Genomic DNA, 17,692 nt, shown 5'->3' on the forward strand with positions numbered 1-17,692 from the left:
CTTTGAGGAAATTGCAAAAGTCTTTGAGGAAGTTGCAAAAACCTTTGAGGAAGTTACAAAAGTGCTTGAGGAATATAAAACTACCTTTGAGGAAATTGCAGAAGCCTTTGAGGAAGTTGCAAAAGTGCTTGAGGAATACAAAACTACCGTTGAGGAAACTGCAACAAGTATTGAGTAAATTACAAAAGCTTCTTACAAGATAAGAAAACTATTGATAAAAGTTGTTATAGCAATAAGGCTGTAACAACTTTCTTTTGATTAAAAAGCGAAAGTTGCTCTGCTTATAAAAAGTAATACTCGAAAAGAAAAAAATGAAATAAGATTTACAAAATGCTGTTATCTGCTTCAAAAAAACAATAGTTTGACAAAACAAAAACGAATAAAAACTAAAAAAATATTTCTTACTTTTAAACTTCTTATATCTAAATTCTTTTGAACGATGATTCTTCCTGCTACAACTGCAAAAATGAATAAAAGTACTCCGGTTATACTGCGTAAACTGGAAAGTAGCAAAGGGTTTATCGTGAAAGCATGGGATGAATTTTCAGATGATTTTAAAGACGCTCTTTATCCTCATCGACATGATCATTATACCGGTATGCTGATTGAAAACGGAGAAGTCGAAGTCCTTTTAGATTTTGAACCTTTCCGAATGCCTGCAAAAACTCTTTTTATTTCGCCACCGTGGCAAATTCATCAGGTTCACAAAGCATCACAAGCCAGCGGATGGTATTTTTCTTTTGAAAATGATCTTTTCGAAGAATCTGTCAGAGCAACTCTTGATAAATTCTTGGAAGAAATTATCTCTATAGAACTCACAAACACAGAATACAATTGGTTTAAATCAGTATTGCTGTCTATTACAGCTTTAGATGAATTGAATGAGATACCATACAAAGAGGTTTCTCATCCGTTGCTTTCTGCATTTGTTGCACAGGCAGGTCTTACCTATCAAAGCAAACCACAAATCAATACGGTCAACTTCGCATCCCGCCCTGTTATTATTACAAAGAAATTTATAAATCTTGTACGCCATAATTTTCATCGGCTGAAAAAACCTGCAGATTATGCTGAAAAATTACATATAAGCGTTAGTTATTTAAACGATACTGTAAAAAAAATAACTGGTTTATCAGCATCTTTAATTATTCAAAAAGAAATTTTGAGAGAAGCACAACGAATACTTTACTATACCGATACCAGCATAAAAGAAATATCGGATTTATTGGGTTACGAAGATGAAAAGTACTTTATGCGTCTTTTTAGAAAAAAAACCGGATTTTCTCCTACTGAATATCGAAAACACAATTCACCTCCAGACGATTACCTTTTTTAAAGATCTTTTTTTAGTAAAAGTGTTTTGTCCACCTTACACTGGGTTTTGTATATCTTTAGCTATTATCAAAATACAGAACTTTGCACATATAGTAAACTTTTTATTAACACAAAGACTTAAGACATGAAAATACTAGTAGTTGGAGGAACAGGTTTAATTGGGGCGAATGTTTCAAAAAAATTAAAAAATGAAGGGCATGAAGTTGTTATAGGCTCATCTAAAAATGGTGTTAATATTATAACGGGAGAAGGACTTTCTGAAGCTTTAAAAGACACTGAAATTGTAATTGATCTTTCAAATTCTTCATCACCGGAAGAAGAAAATGCAATCAGCTTTTTTAAAACAGCCGGACAAAACCTCGCTGAAGCAGAAAAACAGGCAGGAGTTAAACATCATATCATTTTATCTATTGTAGGTATTGACAGAGTCCTGAATATAGGATACATGCGTGCTAAGAAAATTCAGGAAGATACTATCAAAAATTCTGGTATTCCTTATACAATCATTCGCGCTACCCAATTTTACGAACACACAGATACAATTATAGCAGTACAGGCTACAGAAGATAACGTGCATGTTTCTTCAATGGATTATCAGCCCATAGCCGCTGAAGATGTTGCTCAGTTGATTGTAAAATTTGCTTTAGAATCAGCTAAAAATACTATTATTGAAATCGCAGGTCCTGAGCTTACACCAATGAATGAGTTAGTTTCGCGATATATAAAACTCACAGGACAGCACAAAACTGTAATTTCTGATAATGATAACAAATATATGTTTTATGATTTTCCTAAAAACGGTTTAGTCCCAGAAGGAGCACATACAAAAGGTAAAATTCATTTCAATGATTGGATACAAAGTTAAAGAACAGGCAAAGATTAGATTGTTATTCTAACAAAACCGTGACACCATATAAAAACAACATCAATCAGAAAATAGTAGTAAAAAAAAACCTCCACAATTGCGGAGTTTTTTTTTAATGCACCATTGCCATAGCATCATCACTGGTATTTACAATCGTGGTTTTGTTTTTCGTTTACCCAATAACAAAATAAGGAGTGCCAGAATGGTAGTCGAAGTCATAATAACCACCATAGGAGTTATCGAATCTTTTACAAAAAGACTGACTCCAAAAGAAGCCAAAGCACCAATTCCTAACTGCGTAGCGCCCATTAATGCCGATGCACTTCCGGTATTTTTAGAAAAAGGAGCTAGAGACAATCCAGCAGTATTAGGATTGGAGATTCCTAAACAAGCCAGAAACAAAAACAGCATTCCAATGGTTTCATATAATCCTAAAAGATCATTAACAGCCAAAATCAGGAAAACAAAACTGATAATGGATTGCGAAATCAAAGCTGTAAAAATCATTTGTTCACTCGAAAAACGCTTCAGTAAAACCGAATTCAATTGGCTCGAACCTATAAAACTCACCGACATCAATGCAAAAATCCATCCGTAGATTTCGGCATCAACCTTTAAAATATCCATAAAAATTAATGGCGATGCAGCCACATAAGTAAACAAACCAGAGAAGGCAATGGCTCCCGTAAAAGTATAGGTATAAAATTGCGGAACTTTTAGAATCGAAATAAAATTAGTGATAATGGGTTTTGGCTTTAACGAAATCGAAGCATCAGGTTTGTGCGTATTGGGCAAACCTAATTGTGTAGCCAAAAGTACAAAAGCGCCCATAGCAGCCAGAATCAGGAACACCGTGTGCCAGCCAAAATAAGTTGTTACATAGCCTCCGGCTGTAGGTGCTAACATTGGCGAAAGCCCTACTACCAGCATTAATTTAGATAAAACATTAGGCGTTTCTTTGGCAGGAAATAAATCCCTAACCATCGCCAGCGAAGCTACTGTCGCAGCGCAACTTCCCACGGCCTGTACAAATCTAAAACCTATAAAAGCATCAATATCTGTAACAAAAGCGCAGGCTAATGAAGCTAAAATATATACCAGTAAACCAATAAACAATGGTTTTTTTCGTCCAAAACGATCTAATAAAGGACCATACAACAATTGTCCTGCTGAAATCCCGATAAAATAACTCGATAAACTCATCGAAACCTTGGCTACTGTTGTATTCAAATCGGCTGCAATTCCTGAAAAACCAGGCAAATACATATCGATTGAAAAAGGTCCTAATGCTGTCATGGAACCTAAAATTAAAATGAGTTGAAGATGTTTAGCCTTAGTCATAAATATAGAAAATCGTGTAGGTGATTATTTTTTGTGCAAAAGTAAGCCATAAAAAAATGTTATCAGGGATTGACGATTTCAAAATCCATTATTTAACATTCTGTTATCGTTTTTAAAATCATACCGATTGTATATTCAATATAGTCCAATTGCATTGTACTATTTTCATATTACATCTGCATTATACCAGGATAAATTGGTTTAATATATAAATTGTTTGGTATCACTTCATAAAAAACGGCGCAAACTCTATAGAGACTTGCGCCGTTTTTCATTTCAGAATCTCTGAAAATTAAGTGTAATTCTTTTCTAAAATAGTTTATATATCCTGTTAATAGGAATCATAACTCCTTGTTTTAAAATAACATTTTTGTCGGTAACTGCCCAGACTGTCGTATTTACTATCTTTTTAGACTCGTTGTCTTCAAAGAAAATTTTAATTTTTGAATGCTCTAAATTACCCAATGATAAAGCACGATTTATTTCGCCAATTCTCGTTTTCATTTCTTTATCATCGTCCAACACATCTGTTGTTGGAAACTTAAGAGATCCGATCTCTTCTTTTTCAATGATTGTGAATTCTTCTGTCATAACTGTAAATTTTAATTATTACTAAACCTGATTATTGTAGTAAAACAAAAGGCTAAGCCTGATGATTGGGCTACTGAAATAATCTTAATCTAAAAATAAAACCTATCTTTTTTATAAATGCCAATTTTATATTAATTTTTTAAAATTCTGTAAAAAAAATTCCATTTCCATTTTTCCGGAAAATAATTAAACAAAAAATACATTTCAAAAAAGCACAAATCAACAGACTTTAGAATCGTGTATTTTTTGGATTTTAATTAACAATTGCACGGCTTTTAAAATCAACATTTTTAAGTACTTTTGTCGCACTTTTACAAAACACAATCCCTTATAAAATGGATAAAAAAATCTACTCTTTTTTGTTTTCTACACGCTTAATGGCTTTTCTGTTTATAGCTTTTGCTGTAGCCATGGCAACAGGAACTTTCATCGAAAGTAAATACAATACTGATACCGCCCGAATCTGGATTTACAATACCTGGTGGTTTGAAGGAATTATGGTGGTTTTTATGCTTAATTTCTTTGGAAATATTAAGAGATATCAGTTATTAAAAAAAGAAAAATGGGCTACTTTATTACTGCATTTGGCTTTTATTTTTATTCTTCTGGGTGCTTTTATCACCCGATATATCAGTTATGAAGGCGTAATGCCTATTCGCGAAGGCGCAGCTGAAAATCAATTTTATTCAGATAAAACCTTTCTGTCTGTTTTTGTAGATGGTGAATATAAGGGCGAAATGAAACGCCGTGTTTTTGAAAGACCACTATTGCTTTCGCCTGTAACCAATAATAATTTCACTGTTTCCGGACAATTTGCCGATACTCCGTTTGAAGTAAAATACAAAAACTTTATTATGGGAGCTAAGGAATATGTAAAACCTGATGCTAACGGAATTTTATACATGAAATTAGTCGAAGCCGGAAGTGGCGGACGTGAAGAACATTTCCTGAAAGAAGGCGAAGTTCAGAACATTCACAACGTTCTTTTTGCTTTAAACAAACCTACTGACGGTGCTATCAATATTAATTTTGACGGAAAAGAGTATACTATTCAAACACCATTTGAAGGTAATTTTATGCGAATGGCTGATAAGTTACAGGGTGGCGTTGAAAAAGATAAAGTACAGCCGTTAATGATGCGTTCGTTATACAGCATTGGCGATATCCGAATTGTTTTCCCTGATCCAGCCGTAAAAGGAGTTATCGAATACGAATCGAATAATGATTACAAAGCTAAAACGCATGAAGATGCTTTAGTGCTAACCGTTAAAGCCGAAGGACAGGAAAAAGAAGTGGTTCTTTTAGGTTCTAAAGGAAAAACAGGCGAACCAAAAACTGTCAAAATTGGTAACATCGAATATTCTTTATTCTACGGCAGTAAAGCTTATGTTTTGCCTTTCAAAATCCAGTTAAACGATTTTATTGCACAAAAATATCCTGGAACAGAGAAAAGTTATTCTTCATTTGAAAGTAAAGTAACAGTTCAGGATTCGGCAGAAAAACCATTCGATGCCCGAATTTATATGAATCACGTTTTGGATCATAAAGGTTATCGTTTTTTCCAGTCATCATTTGACCCTGACGAAAAAGGAACTGTACTTTCTGTAAATCATGATTTCTGGGGAACAAACATTACTTATGCAGGTTACTTTTTATTATTCTTTTCTTTAATGGCAATCATGTTTACCAAGCATTCTCGTTTTGCCGATTTAAAACGAAAATTAGAAATCGTAAAAACTAAAAAAGAAAAATTAATTCCCTTTTTAGTTTTATTGCTAAGCTTAAATGGTTTTGCACAAACACAGGAACACGACCATGATCATGAAGGTCACGACCACAACCATGAACATACAGAACAAGAACACAATCATAATCACGATCATAATCACACACACACTGCTGAACCGGCAAAAGCAGGAAAAATGCCTGCAAGAGTGGCGCCTACTGAAAAACAAATTGATTCATTAATCAACAAATACAAGATTTCTGAAAAACATGCAGCTCAGTTTGGTCGTTTAATTATTCAGGATGCCGGCGGAAGAATGAAACCTATCAATACTTTTTCGTCTGAATTGTTGCGAAAAGTAAGCCATGCCAATGAATACAAAGGCATGAATTCTGATCAGGTATTTTTATCGATTTCACAATATGCACAATTTTGGATTGAAGTTCCTTTAATTTACATCAAAAGCGGAAACGACAGTATCCGAAAAATTATTGGTATTGATTCTAAAGCAAAATATGCTCCTTTTATCTCCTTTTTTGACGGACAAGGAAACTATAAATTATCTCCTTATCTAGAAGCTGCTTATAAGGCTGCAAATCCAAATCAGTTTGAAAAAGACTTTGTGGAAACAGACAAAAAAGTCAACTTAATGGAATCGGCTTTAAGCGGAAATATTTTGAAAATTTTCCCAATTCCGGGTGACGCTAATAACAAATGGATTTCGATTAATGAACTGGCAACTTCAGGCTTAAAAGGAATGGATTCTACTTACACTAAGAGTGTTTTACCATTGTACTTTGGTTCGTTAACCAATGCTGCTGTTTCTGGAGATTATAAAAATTCAGATGAATTACTAGAAAGTATTCACGGTTTCCAAAAGAAATTTGGAGAAAAAGTATTGCCTTCAGAAGACAAAGTAGATTTAGAAATTTTATACAACAAATACGATGTTTTCCAAAAATTGCCTTATTGGTATTTAACTGCGGCAATTTTGATGCTTCTATTTACCATCCTAAAAATATTCAAAGAAGGAAAAACTTTGAATTATTTGGTTAACGGAATGCATATTGTTATCGGATTATTATTTGCATTACATACTTTGGGATTAATTGCACGTTGGTACATTTCAGGTCACGCGCCATGGAGTAATGCTTATGAATCGATTGTATATGTTTCTTGGGCAACAATGTTCTTTGGTTTGGCTTTCGATATCAAATCAAAACTAACGGTAGCATCCTCTGCTTTTGTAACGGCTATGATTTTAATGGCTGCTTACATGAACTGGATTGATCCGGAAATTGCTAATCTTCAGCCTGTTCTTAATTCGTACTGGTTAATGATTCACGTTGCGGTAATTGTAGCAAGTTACGGGCCGTTTGCATTAGGATTTATACTTGGTTTTGTATCCTTGTTGCTAATCTTTTTTACTAACGAAAAGAACAAAACTAAAATGGATTTGAATATCCAGGAAATCACTTATATCAACGAAATGTCATTAACCATTGGATTGATTATGTTGACTATTGGAAACTTCCTGGGTGGACAATGGGCTAATGAAAGCTGGGGACGTTACTGGGGTTGGGATCCAAAAGAAACCTGGGCATTAATTAGTATTATGGTCTATGCTTTTGTAATTCACGCTCGTTTTGTACCTGCTTTAAGAGGAAAATGGGTTTTCAACCTAATGAGTATGTTTGCTTTTATTTCGATTTTATTTACTTATTACGGAGTAAATTTCCACCTAGTAGGATTACATTCGTATGCAAGTGGTGAAGCACATTCATTGAACTGGATTTATTATTCACTAGGCGGAATTGCTTTACTAGGAGCCATAACTTATCCAAAATACAAAAAACATTACAAGAAAAAACAGTAAATGATGTCATTCGTTTTTTAGTCAAATGCAAATCAATCCATTTGATTATCAAACTATAATAATACATCATTATCTACCGTTACATTTGCCACAGCATACATTGATTTTCATAGATTAATTTCTTGATATCATTGTAAACTGTGGCTAATTTTTTTGTTAATTTTACGCTATGATTAAAGTAAGTATTATTGGCTCGGGAAATGTAGCGCAACAGCTGATTACTACATTTCAAAACCCTGAAAAATCAGGAAACGAAATAGAATTGGTTCAGGTTTTTTCCCGAAAAAAGGAAAGCCTCAGCCACCTACTCCGTCCAGAACAAATTATCGATAATTTAGACGATTTACAGGAAGTAGATTTATACATTATTGCCGTGTCTGATGATGCTATCGAAAGTATTTCGACTGCACTTCCGTTCAAAAACAGATTAGTTGTACATACTTCTGGAAGTACTAATCTGAGTATTTTGAATGATAATAATCGAAAAGGCGTTTTCTATCCCTTACAAACTTTTTCGAAGTCAAAAGCAGTCGATTTCAAACAGATTCCTATTTGCTTAGAAGCCGAAAATGCACCCGATTATCAGGTATTAGACAAAGTAGCCAAAACAATTTCAGATAAAGTACAGGCAATAAATTCTGAGCAGCGAAAAGCCTTGCACGTAGCGGCAGTTTTTGTCAATAATTTTACAAATCATCTGTATGCAATTGGCAACGAAATTTGTACTGAAAACCAAATTCCGTTTGACATCTTAAAGCCTTTGATGTACGAAACAATAGAGAAACTGTCAACGCTCTCTCCTACCGAAGCACAAACAGGACCGGCCATCAGGAATGATCAAAAAACCATTGCTGCTCATGAAGCTTTTTTAAAAAATGACAATCAATTACACTTATATAAAACACTAACACAATCGATTCAAGAGAATGGCAAAAAGTTATAAAGAGATAATGAACGACATTACCACATTTATTTTTGATGTGGATGGCGTATTAACAGATGGTTCTGTATTTGTAAACAATGATGGCGAAATGCTGAGAACCATGAATATTCGCGATGGTTATGCCTTAAAAACTGCCGTAGATAGCGGTTATAATGTGTGCGTTATTTCGGGAGGAAGTAATGAAGGTGTTCGTATCCGTTTAAGAAATCTCGGAATTAAAAATATCCATTTAGGAACTCCGGATAAAGTAGAAACTTTTGACGAATACATTGATATTCACCAAATCAAGCAGGAGCAAATTTTATATATGGGCGACGATATTCCTGATTATGAAGTAATGAAATTAGTTGCTTTGCCTACTTGTCCTCAAGATGCCTGTCCTGAAATCAAAGGAATTTCTAAATATATTTCGCATAAAAATGGAGGAAAAGGCGCGGTTCGTGATGTAATCGAACAGGTGATGAAAGTACAAGGAAAATGGATGGAAAATTTTAACGCAAAATACGATTAAAGTGAGAAGTTAAAAGTTAGAAGATGGAAGTTTCTTTACTTTGTGTTTAATCTAACTTACTACTCCTAACTTTTAACTTCCCACTTCTAACCTCTAACTTAAAATGCTAAACCTAATTCGTTACAAAAACCTGTTAATGCTCGCTTTTATGCAGCTATTATTCAGGTATGGCTTTTTGAAATTACAAAAAATAGATTTGGCTCTAGCCGACTGGCAGTACGGATTATTAGTTTTAAGTACCATTTTAATCGCTGCTGCAGGATATGTTATCAATGATATTTTTGATCAGCAAACAGACCAAATCAACAAGCCAAATAAAGTAATTGTAGGTAAAAGTATTTCAGAAACCAAAGCCTATAATATCTATGCGTTTTTAAACGTTAGCGGTGTAGCCATTGGATTTTATTTAGCAAATGTAATCATGCGGCCCAATTTTGCCGCCATCTTTGTTCTAATAGCTGCAATACTTTATATTTATGCTACAAGTTTAAAACAAATGCTGCTTATTGGTAATCTTGTAGTGGCATTATTATTGGCTTTAAGTGTTGTAATCATTGGGATATTCGATATTTTCCCAGCGACAGATACAGCAAATCAGGATGTAATGGCAGGATTATTTTCGATACTTTTAGACTATGCTATTTTTGCTTTTATGATTAATTTTTTACGCGAAATAGTAAAAGATTTAGAAGATTTTGATGGCGATAACAAACAAGGAATGCGAACACTCGCTATTGTTTTAGGAATCTCAAAAACTACCAAACTCGTTTTTATCCTTAATTTTGCCCCTATAATTGCATTATTGTATTATATTAATAGTTACTTGGTGCCAAATCATTTAATTGCTGCCACCATTTACAGTTTGTTATTTGTTTTAGGACCATTGCTCTATTTTAGTATAAAACTCTGGACAGCAGCAACAAAAAACAATTTTACTATTTTAAGTAAAGTCTTAAAATGGATTTTATTTTTTGGAATACTATCTATTCTAATTATCTCTTTAAATATTAAATACCATGCTTAGAAATAAATTAAAAGATTATAAAATTATATTAGCTTCGGGTTCTCCAAGAAGACAACAATTTTTCAAAGATTTAGACATCGATTTTGAAATTCGATTAAAAGAAATCGAAGAAATATTTCCAGCGGAATTAAAACGAGAAGCCATTACCAACTATTTAGCCGAATTAAAAGCCAGCGCTTTTGATGGAGAATTAAGCGAAAACGAAATTCTGGTTACGAGCGATACTTTGGTTTGGCATAATGAAAAAGCAGTTGGTAAACCAAAAGATAAAGAAGATGCTTTTGCTATTTTAAAATCATTATCGAATGCTACTCATGAAGTAATTACTTCGGTTTGTTTTAAAACTAATGTAAAGACAGAAGTATTATCCGAAATAACCAAAGTTACTTTTAATGAACTGACGGACGAAGCCATTGATTATTACATTGAAAACTACAAACCTTTTGACAAAGCTGGCGCTTATGGCATTCAGGAATGGATTGGGTTTATTGGAGTAAAAAAAATAGAAGGCTCGTATGCTAATGTTATTGGGCTTCCGGTAGATAAAGTATATCAATATTTAAGTAACTTAGCATAAAAACATAGCAATGACTTTTTTTAAAGATTTTACAAACGAAATAATTATAAGTGGCGTAGTACTTATTGTACTCATGGTTTTACGCGTGATATCTACAAAAGTGGTGCATCGCTATGCGAAAACTTCGCACAAAATTGAATACCGCACAAATTTGGTTATTAAATACCTCCATTTACTTATCAATATTTTATCATTTATTGCGTTAGTTATAATTTGGGGAGTGAAAGTTAACGATATTTTTCTTGTAGTATCATCAACTGTAACCATCATTGGTGTTGCCATGGTGGCACAATGGTCTATTTTAAGCAATATTACCGCAGGAGTTATTTTGTTTTTTTCGTTTCCATTTAAAATTGGAGACAGTATAAAAATTCACGACAAAGATTTTCCAATTATTGGAGAAATAGAAGATATTGGCGCTTTTCATGTGGTAATAAAAACTATTGAAGGCGAAGAAGTCATTTACCCAAACAATCTTTTGTTCCAGAAAGGAATTTCTATTCTTCATAACTATCATGAAGAAAAAGAATTTACTGATTAACACTTAAGAAAAAGCTGTTTATTGAGTATTTATAGTAACTTTATAAAAGAGATATAAAAAAAGAGTATTTGTTTTAAAGCCATTTTTAAATGTTATTTAGTCGTAAAATAATAGGTTTTCTTTTTGTACTCTTTTGTTATCAGTTTTCTTTTTCACAAAATAAACCTGTAGTAAAAGACAGTACTTCGCTTCCTGCTATTTACAATCAGCGACAAAATAAAACGTCCAGATTTTTTCATCGTCTGGTATTTCGACCTACAAAAAGAAGCAAGCAAGTAAAAGAAAAGCCAATTACTCCAAAACATTTAGATGTAGAAGGTAAAATTATACGAAATATCCACATTGTTACTCTTGATCCTTTTGGGTATTCTGAAATCGATTCGACTAAAGTTCCTGATCGCTGGACCGAAAAAACAGGAAACTGGTTTCATCTTAAGTCAAAGCAATTTGCTATTAAAAACATATTGCTTTTTTCAAAAAACAAGCCTTATCACTTATTAGAAATAACAGAATCCGAACGTTTATTAAGAAGCCAAAACTTTATCAATAGAGCTCATATTAGCGAAAAATTAGTTTCTGCACAATCTGATTCTGTCGATGTTTACATTCGTGTTGTAGATTCCTGGAGCTCTGTTCCTAAATTCTCCATTTCAAGTTCAAGAACAGGACTTGGACTTAGGGAACGTAATTTTTTTGGAATAGGACATCAATTAGATTATTATTATTCTAATCGAAAAAGCGATAAACAAGATGCTCATAACATCAATTACTTAATTCCAAATATCAAGAATTCATTTGTTAGAACCCAATTAAGATATAACAATGACTTCGAAAATTACTATACCAAAGGAATTACCATCGAGCGTCCTTTTTATTCTCCATTAGCCAAATGGGCAGGAGGAATAATCCTTAATCAAAATTATATTAGAGATAGTATTCAGGATCAGAATAATACAATTATTCCTCAAAATGTTCCTAATAAATTTATTCCTCATGATGTAAAATTTGACACTCAGGATTTTTGGGTAGGCCGTGCTTTTCCTGTAATAAAATCAGATGCTGTTACTGAACGAACTACTAATTTAATTACAACTCTGGGGTTTACCAATAAAAATTACAAAATCACTCCGCCAAAAGAATTAGATTCTATCGGCTTTTTTAGTTCTGAAAAAGTGATTCTTGCTGGAGTAGGTATCAATACCAGACAATTTATTGAAGACCGTTACATTTTTAGAAACGGACAAACCGAAGACGTTCCCATAGGACGAATTTACGGAATCACAGGAGGTTATCAATACAAAAATCAGATATGGCGTTCTTACATTGGAGCACAAATTTCTTTTGGGAACTATCATAAATGGGGCTTTTTAAGTACTAATTTCGAAATAGGCACTTTCTTTAATCAATCAAAAACTGAACAAAGTACGATTCATTTTCAGGCCAATTATTTTACCAATCTTTTAGAAATAGGAAAATGGAAAATTAGACAATTTATCAAACCGCAGGCAATTATTGGATTTAACAGACAAAACAGTCAGGCAGATTTATTGACTATTAATGAAATTTACGGCATCAGAGGATTTAACAGTCCTACTTATGGTACACAAAAAATATTGCTCACTTTTCAAACGCAATCCTATGCTCCTAAAGAAATTTGGGGATTTCGTTTTAACCCCTATTTCAATTATGCAATTGCAGTAATTGGTAACAGAAATAATCCAACAAATACCAATAAAACCTATTCTAAAATCGGAATTGGGTTACTCATTAATAATGATTATTTGGTTTTTAGTTCTTTTCAGCTTTCGCTGTCTTACTACCCTACTATTCCTTTTATGGGCGATAATATTTTTAAAACAAATGCGTTTGAAACTACTGATTTCGGGTTTCAAAATTTTGAATTGGCACAGCCTAAAATTGTTCCTTTCAAATAAAACCTATTACAGATTGATTAATCCATTATTAATCAGTATATTTATGTATAAAAAATCAGGTTTTTTAATTTAAATTTTAAAAATATGAGAAAATTAAGCTTTTATTTCATGATTATGATGCTATCATTAATCGCATTACCAATTAATACTTATGCAGCTGAAAAAAATCCTGCTGAAAATCCAAAAGAAGTTCCTGCCGAAGTGAGAACAATGCTCAATCGCCTGAACGAAATTAAAGAAATGGATAAGTCAAACTTATCTTCTTCTGAAAAAAAAGAACTCAGAACCGAAGTAAAAACTATTAAAAAAAATCTAAAAGCAACAGGACATGGTGTTTATTTATCTGTAGGAGCTATAATTATCATCATTCTTTTATTGATTTTATTACTTTAAAAATCAACAAGATAACTCTATCCAATAGCTCATTTACTTATTAATGAGCTATTTTTTTTAACTCAAATCAAACATTCTACTATTTTTTTGGCACAATAATTGGCTTTCCGCTAATAAGATTAAAAATTTGAAAATACCTTAAAAAATAGAAATCATGAAAACTTTAAAATTAATCGCAGCAGGAATTATATTTATAGCAGTTAGTGCCACTTCACAGGCACAAGTTTCGGTAAATGTAAACATAGGTACACCACCAGCCTGGGGACCGGCAGGATATACTAATATTGATTATTATTATATTCCGGATGTTCAGAGCTATTATGATATTCGTAATTCACAATTTATTTATTTTGGCAACGGAAAATGGATCCGTTCAAGACATTTACCTCATCACTATCGAAATTATGATTTGTACAGTGGATACAAAGTAGTTTTAAATGATTACCACGGAAGAACTCCTTATATTTATTATAAAGATCATAAAGCAAAATATTATAAAGGATACAAAGGAAAACCACAACAAACTATAGGTTATCGAAATAATGATAAACATGTTGTTTACAAACAAAAAGACAAAAAAGATAAGCATTACGACAAACACAATTCGAAGCACAATAATTCGCATCGTGGAAAAGGAAATGACGATAAAAGAAGATAATTTTTTTCAACTTTAATACTAAAAGAAACGCAATTAGCGTTTCTTTTTTTTTGCTAATCAAATAAGTTAAAAATATGTTAATTAAAATAAATTTACAATTCTATTTCGAATAAAAATAGAAAATCTACAACATGAGCATTATTCAAAATATTTTCAGTAAAAGACCATTTCTATTTCTTTTCAAATTATAAATATGTTCCTTAAAATTCAATCTTAACTATATCCTTTTATTTCTCTTATCAATTTCTGTAGCTCAAATTTGTTATTTGATTTACAAAAATAGAATTCTCTAAAAAACATTACTGAAACCATGTAAACACAAAGACAAATTAGAATATAACGCAATTTCAGAAAAAATATTTTCATCAAATTGAAAAAATTAAAACAAAAAAATAAAATACATTTTTGAAAATAAATTGATGATAAAATAAAAAATAGAACTAATACTAATCAATCTCTTTTTCATCATTAAAATTAACCTGAAAAGACATCATTAAATCATTTTTCCATATCCATTAAGTTAAAAATAAGTTAACAAACTGTTTTTTGGCACACAAATTGAAAACAGCTTAATAGAGTAAAAAATAAAATTCAAAAACCCCAACAAAAATTTTAAAATATAGAAATCATGAGAACATTAAAATTAATAGCAACAGGAATCATTTTATTTGCAGCGAGTAATTCACAAGCTCAAGTTTCAGTTAATGTAAACATAGGAAGACCAGCAGTTATAGTTGATAGCTGGGTACCACGAAATCATGTAAATGTAGATTTTTATTATTTACCAGAAATTCAGACTTATTATGATGTGCATACTTCTCATTATGTATATTTAGACAATGGAAACTGGTGTCGTACAAGATATCTTCCAACACATTACAGAAATTATGATTTAAGTCATGCACGTCGTGTGGAATTAAGAGGATATCACGGAAGTCGTCCTTACACTTACTACACTAATCACCATGTTAAACATTATAACAAACGATATGTAGCGGCTCGTCATTACTACAACAATGATCGTCATTATGACAAACACAGAAAGTATGATAACAGAAGAGATCGTGATGACCGAAGAGATTACCACAGAGATCATGATCGCGGACACAGAGGCCGTTAATAATTACAAATAATTCTAAAAGCTGTTTCGTTACTGAAACAGCTTTTTCTTTTAAATATACATTCTGGTTTTCTTTTTCAAAACAAAAAAAGTTACTTTTTAACCAACTTTAGCATAAGCATAATACAAAACATTAGGATTATCCCAATAGAATTACTTTATTTGACGTATCTATTTAAATTAATTCTAAAAAACTACATGAAATCCTACTCAATTGAAGAAATAAATGATGTACTGAAAGGTGATATTTCTGGCAATACTTCGCACAAAATTACAGCAGCCGAACAACTTGAAGTTGCCACAGAAAATGAAATTTCTTTTATTGGAAACAAAAAATATGAGAAACTTTGGATTAGCTCTAAAGCAAGTGTTGCAGTAGTGAACGAAGATATTTCAATTGAACCGGGAGAAAACAGAGCTTTTATAAAAGTAAAAAATGCCGATTTGGCTATGTCTCAAATATTAGAGCTTTTTGCACCGCCATTACCTGTTTTTCATGTTGACATTCATCCTACCGCAGTTGTTGATGCAACAGCAATTATTGGAGCTGGAACAAAAATTGGAGCAGGAAGTTATATTGGACCTAAGGTTCAAATTGGCGAAAACACTACAATTTATCCAAATACAACTATTTTAGACGAATGTACTATTGGAAAAAATACAGTTATCTGGTCTGGAACGGTAGTAAGAGAACGTTGTTTCATTGGTAATAACTGTATTATTCATCCTAATGCTACCATTGGAGCAGATGGTTTCGGATTCCGTCCTTGTGCTGAAAGAGGTTTGGTGAAAATTCCACAAATTGGAAATGTAATCATTGGGAACAATGTCGAAATTGGTGCTAATAGTTGTATTGACCGAGGAAAATTCAGTTCAACAGTTTTAGGTGATGGCTGTAAAATTGATAATTTAGTTCAAATAGGACATAACAGTAAATTAGGAAAATTTTGTATTATGGCTGGAAACAGCGGTTTAGCAGGTTCGGTTACTTTAGGAAACGGAGTAATCATTGGCGGAAGCGCTTCTATAAAAGATCATACTACTATTGGCGACGGCGCAGTTATTGGCGCAGGATCAGGAGTTACTTGTGATATTCCTGCCGGTAAAACCATGTTAGGCTACCCTGCTGTCGAAGCTCGTGATGCATTAAAACAATGGGCAATTCTAAAAAGACTCGTAAGCGAATCTAAGAAATAATAAATTTTAAAATCATATAAAAAAACAGAAGTTATGGCTTCTGTTTTTTTATTTATAGAGCTTCACATTCAAAACCAATTACTTTCAATAAAAAAATTACTTTTTCAATAATATCATCTTTACATTCAAATCGTAAAATATTATCACAATCTTCCAAATCAAAATTCCACTTTGAATTTGGAAATAAACGATTGAGTTTTGGTGTAACTTTTTTTACTTTCGAAACGCTGTCTATGTTTGTTTTAAATACAAAAACCATAATTAAAGGATTATTTTAGTTATTGATTTTACTTAAAATTTTAGAATCTATATAAAAAGTTCCAAAAGGAATTATACATGCCAAGAGCACTTTCCAGGTTGTATCTTTAAATTTCCAATTCTGTTCAACACCAACACTTATCGTATTAAAAATAAAAAGCAATAATAAAGCACCATGAATCGTTCCAACTGGTTTTGTTAAAAATGGTATATGAAAAATGTACTTTAGCGGCATGGCAATAAAAAGTAAAATCAAAAGTGAGCTTCCTTCTAAAAATCCAATAATTCGTAAGCGTCCGGTATTTGTTTGGAATAAATTTTTCATGATTATCTAAAATAAGGTCGGTTTACAAGAGGAGAAAATGGCCACGGAATGGCAATAAAAATGATAATTAAAGCTATTGAAAACCAAACAAGCATAATTTTAAATTTTTGCTCTTCAGAAAGTTTTCTTTTTGCCAAAGCTGAGCCAATTGTAATAAGAGTAATTGCAACGAACATTAATATAAAATGAATAAGCCCGAAAAAAGCAATGTCTATATTCTCAATCCCATCTTTAAAGTTCTTCCAAAAATATTTCACAATCGGACTTTGAACATAAACTAATATTCCAAACAGAAGTTGAATATGCGCAATGGTTGCTGTCCAATGTCGGACAAGATTATCTTTTTTAGTAAAAGGACGCTTATAATAATACCCTTTGTAAGCAATGTAAATCGAATAGATTAAACTTGCCAATACAAGCCATCTCATAAAAGAGTGACAAATTAAAATAGATTGATACATTGTTATTGATTTTAAC

General features: G+C 32.3%; 18 protein-coding genes. 13 read left to right on the forward strand and 5 right to left on the reverse strand.

The window, feature by feature from the left end; translation table 11 throughout:
* Positions 1-439 precede the first annotated feature (439 nt).
* Together FEM21_RS16300 and FEM21_RS11405 are read left to right on the forward strand one after the other, a co-directional pair.
* The gene (locus FEM21_RS16300; RefSeq protein ID WP_051627581.1) at positions 440-1,336 is read left to right on the forward strand and encodes an AraC family transcriptional regulator; all 897 of its coding nucleotides are present in this window, start codon (positions 440-442) and stop codon (positions 1,334-1,336) included.
* Positions 1,337-1,459: 123 nt separating this feature from the next.
* On the forward strand, positions 1,460-2,200 hold the full coding sequence (locus tag FEM21_RS11405; protein WP_035660508.1) for an SDR family oxidoreductase: 741 nt from the start codon (positions 1,460-1,462) through the stop codon (positions 2,198-2,200).
* Between the two features lie 147 nt (positions 2,201-2,347).
* Here the strand turns inward: FEM21_RS11405 and FEM21_RS11410 are convergent, their stop codons facing one another.
* Positions 2,348-3,541, reverse strand: coding sequence for a multidrug effflux MFS transporter (locus FEM21_RS11410; RefSeq protein WP_035660509.1), 1,194 nt, complete (start codon positions 3,539-3,541; stop codon positions 2,348-2,350).
* Positions 3,542-3,850: 309 nt separating this feature from the next.
* Complete coding sequence (locus FEM21_RS11415) at positions 3,851-4,132, reverse strand: hypothetical protein (protein WP_035660510.1); 282 nt, start codon at positions 4,130-4,132, stop codon at positions 3,851-3,853.
* 335 nt (positions 4,133-4,467) lie between these two features.
* On the opposite strand from FEM21_RS11415, the gene ccsA reads away from it, so the two are divergent.
* The 11 genes from ccsA (at position 4,468) to lpxD (ending at position 16,632) form a co-directional block, all read left to right on the forward strand.
* Positions 4,468-7,734 (forward strand): cytochrome c biogenesis protein CcsA, encoded by a 3,267-nt coding sequence (gene ccsA, locus FEM21_RS11420; protein WP_035660511.1) that lies wholly within the window; start codon positions 4,468-4,470, stop codon positions 7,732-7,734.
* 169 nt (positions 7,735-7,903) lie between these two features.
* On the forward strand, positions 7,904-8,677 hold the full coding sequence (locus FEM21_RS11425) for a Rossmann-like and DUF2520 domain-containing protein (RefSeq protein ID WP_035660512.1): 774 nt from the start codon (positions 7,904-7,906) through the stop codon (positions 8,675-8,677).
* Positions 8,661-9,188 carry a KdsC family phosphatase gene (locus FEM21_RS11430; protein WP_035660513.1) on the forward strand — a complete coding sequence of 176 codons (528 nt, stop codon included), beginning with the start codon at positions 8,661-8,663 and terminating at the stop codon, positions 9,186-9,188. Before FEM21_RS11425 ends, FEM21_RS11430 begins: the two co-directional genes overlap by 17 nt.
* 103 nt (positions 9,189-9,291) lie before the next feature.
* Positions 9,292-10,212, forward strand: a complete 921-nt coding sequence (locus FEM21_RS11435; protein WP_081824692.1) for a geranylgeranylglycerol-phosphate geranylgeranyltransferase — start codon at positions 9,292-9,294, stop codon at positions 10,210-10,212.
* Positions 10,205-10,789, forward strand: a complete 585-nt coding sequence (locus tag FEM21_RS11440) for a Maf-like protein (protein ID WP_035660515.1) — start codon at positions 10,205-10,207, stop codon at positions 10,787-10,789. The genes FEM21_RS11435 and FEM21_RS11440 overlap by 8 nt, the downstream gene beginning before the upstream one ends.
* 10 nt (positions 10,790-10,799) lie before the next feature.
* The gene (locus FEM21_RS11445) at positions 10,800-11,330 is read left to right on the forward strand and encodes a mechanosensitive ion channel domain-containing protein (RefSeq protein WP_035660516.1); all 531 of its coding nucleotides are present in this window, start codon (positions 10,800-10,802) and stop codon (positions 11,328-11,330) included.
* Positions 11,331-11,419: 89 nt separating this feature from the next.
* Positions 11,420-13,264: a hypothetical protein gene (locus FEM21_RS11450; protein ID WP_035660517.1), complete on the forward strand. Its 1,845-nt coding sequence runs from the start codon at positions 11,420-11,422 to the stop codon at positions 13,262-13,264.
* An 84-nt stretch (positions 13,265-13,348) separates the two neighbouring features.
* Positions 13,349-13,657 carry a hypothetical protein gene (locus FEM21_RS11455; RefSeq protein WP_035660518.1) on the forward strand — a complete coding sequence of 103 codons (309 nt, stop codon included), beginning with the start codon at positions 13,349-13,351 and terminating at the stop codon, positions 13,655-13,657.
* A gap of 154 nt (positions 13,658-13,811) precedes the next feature.
* Positions 13,812-14,315 (forward strand): hypothetical protein, encoded by a 504-nt coding sequence (locus tag FEM21_RS11460; RefSeq protein ID WP_035660520.1) that lies wholly within the window; start codon positions 13,812-13,814, stop codon positions 14,313-14,315.
* A gap of 628 nt (positions 14,316-14,943) precedes the next feature.
* Positions 14,944-15,435: a hypothetical protein gene (locus FEM21_RS11465; protein ID WP_035660521.1), complete on the forward strand. Its 492-nt coding sequence runs from the start codon at positions 14,944-14,946 to the stop codon at positions 15,433-15,435.
* Positions 15,436-15,633: 198 nt separating this feature from the next.
* Positions 15,634-16,632, forward strand: coding sequence for a UDP-3-O-(3-hydroxymyristoyl)glucosamine N-acyltransferase (gene lpxD / locus FEM21_RS11470; protein ID WP_035660522.1), 999 nt, complete (start codon positions 15,634-15,636; stop codon positions 16,630-16,632).
* 52 nt (positions 16,633-16,684) lie between these two features.
* On the opposite strand, the gene FEM21_RS11475 is transcribed toward lpxD, so the two are convergent.
* From FEM21_RS11475 to FEM21_RS11485, 3 genes are read right to left on the reverse strand one after another with little or no spacing between them, the layout of a single operon-like run.
* On the reverse strand, positions 16,685-16,891 hold the full coding sequence (locus tag FEM21_RS11475; protein WP_035660523.1) for a hypothetical protein: 207 nt from the start codon (positions 16,889-16,891) through the stop codon (positions 16,685-16,687).
* A 15-nt stretch (positions 16,892-16,906) separates the two neighbouring features.
* Entirely contained in the window at positions 16,907-17,215 is a 309-nt protein-coding gene (locus FEM21_RS11480) for a DUF3817 domain-containing protein (RefSeq protein WP_035660524.1), read from the reverse strand.
* A gap of 2 nt (positions 17,216-17,217) precedes the next feature.
* Positions 17,218-17,676, reverse strand: coding sequence for a hypothetical protein (locus FEM21_RS11485; protein WP_035660525.1), 459 nt, complete (start codon positions 17,674-17,676; stop codon positions 17,218-17,220).
* Positions 17,677-17,692: the final 16 nt, after the last annotated feature.

Source organism: Flavobacterium seoulense, assembly GCF_000695795.1.
Lineage (GTDB): Bacteria > Bacteroidota > Bacteroidia > Flavobacteriales > Flavobacteriaceae > Flavobacterium > Flavobacterium seoulense.

Coding starts and splice junctions, on each gene's coding strand:
- FEM21_RS11450 (WP_035660517.1), top strand. CDS start 11,420: ATGTTATTTAGTCGTAAAATAATAGGTTTTCTTTTTGTACTCTTTTGT.
- FEM21_RS11440 (WP_035660515.1), top strand. CDS start 10,205: ATGCTTAGAAATAAATTAAAAGATTATAAAATTATATTAGCTTCGGGT.
- ccsA (WP_035660511.1), top strand. CDS start 4,468: ATGGATAAAAAAATCTACTCTTTTTTGTTTTCTACACGCTTAATGGCT.
- FEM21_RS11480 (WP_035660524.1), bottom strand. CDS start 17,215: ATGAAAAATTTATTCCAAACAAATACCGGACGCTTACGAATTATTGGA.
- FEM21_RS11435 (WP_081824692.1), top strand. CDS start 9,292: ATGCTAAACCTAATTCGTTACAAAAACCTGTTAATGCTCGCTTTTATG.
- FEM21_RS11460 (WP_035660520.1), top strand. CDS start 13,812: ATGAAAACTTTAAAATTAATCGCAGCAGGAATTATATTTATAGCAGTT.
- lpxD (WP_035660522.1), top strand. CDS start 15,634: ATGAAATCCTACTCAATTGAAGAAATAAATGATGTACTGAAAGGTGAT.
- FEM21_RS11445 (WP_035660516.1), top strand. CDS start 10,800: ATGACTTTTTTTAAAGATTTTACAAACGAAATAATTATAAGTGGCGTA.
- FEM21_RS11465 (WP_035660521.1), top strand. CDS start 14,944: ATGAGAACATTAAAATTAATAGCAACAGGAATCATTTTATTTGCAGCG.
- FEM21_RS11415 (WP_035660510.1), bottom strand. CDS start 4,132: ATGACAGAAGAATTCACAATCATTGAAAAAGAAGAGATCGGATCTCTT.
- FEM21_RS11455 (WP_035660518.1), top strand. CDS start 13,349: ATGAGAAAATTAAGCTTTTATTTCATGATTATGATGCTATCATTAATC.
- FEM21_RS11485 (WP_035660525.1), bottom strand. CDS start 17,676: ATGTATCAATCTATTTTAATTTGTCACTCTTTTATGAGATGGCTTGTA.
- FEM21_RS11475 (WP_035660523.1), bottom strand. CDS start 16,891: ATGGTTTTTGTATTTAAAACAAACATAGACAGCGTTTCGAAAGTAAAA.
- FEM21_RS11430 (WP_035660513.1), top strand. CDS start 8,661: ATGGCAAAAAGTTATAAAGAGATAATGAACGACATTACCACATTTATT.
- FEM21_RS11410 (WP_035660509.1), bottom strand. CDS start 3,541: ATGACTAAGGCTAAACATCTTCAACTCATTTTAATTTTAGGTTCCATG.
- FEM21_RS11425 (WP_035660512.1), top strand. CDS start 7,904: ATGATTAAAGTAAGTATTATTGGCTCGGGAAATGTAGCGCAACAGCTG.
- FEM21_RS16300 (WP_051627581.1), top strand. CDS start 440: ATGATTCTTCCTGCTACAACTGCAAAAATGAATAAAAGTACTCCGGTT.
- FEM21_RS11405 (WP_035660508.1), top strand. CDS start 1,460: ATGAAAATACTAGTAGTTGGAGGAACAGGTTTAATTGGGGCGAATGTT.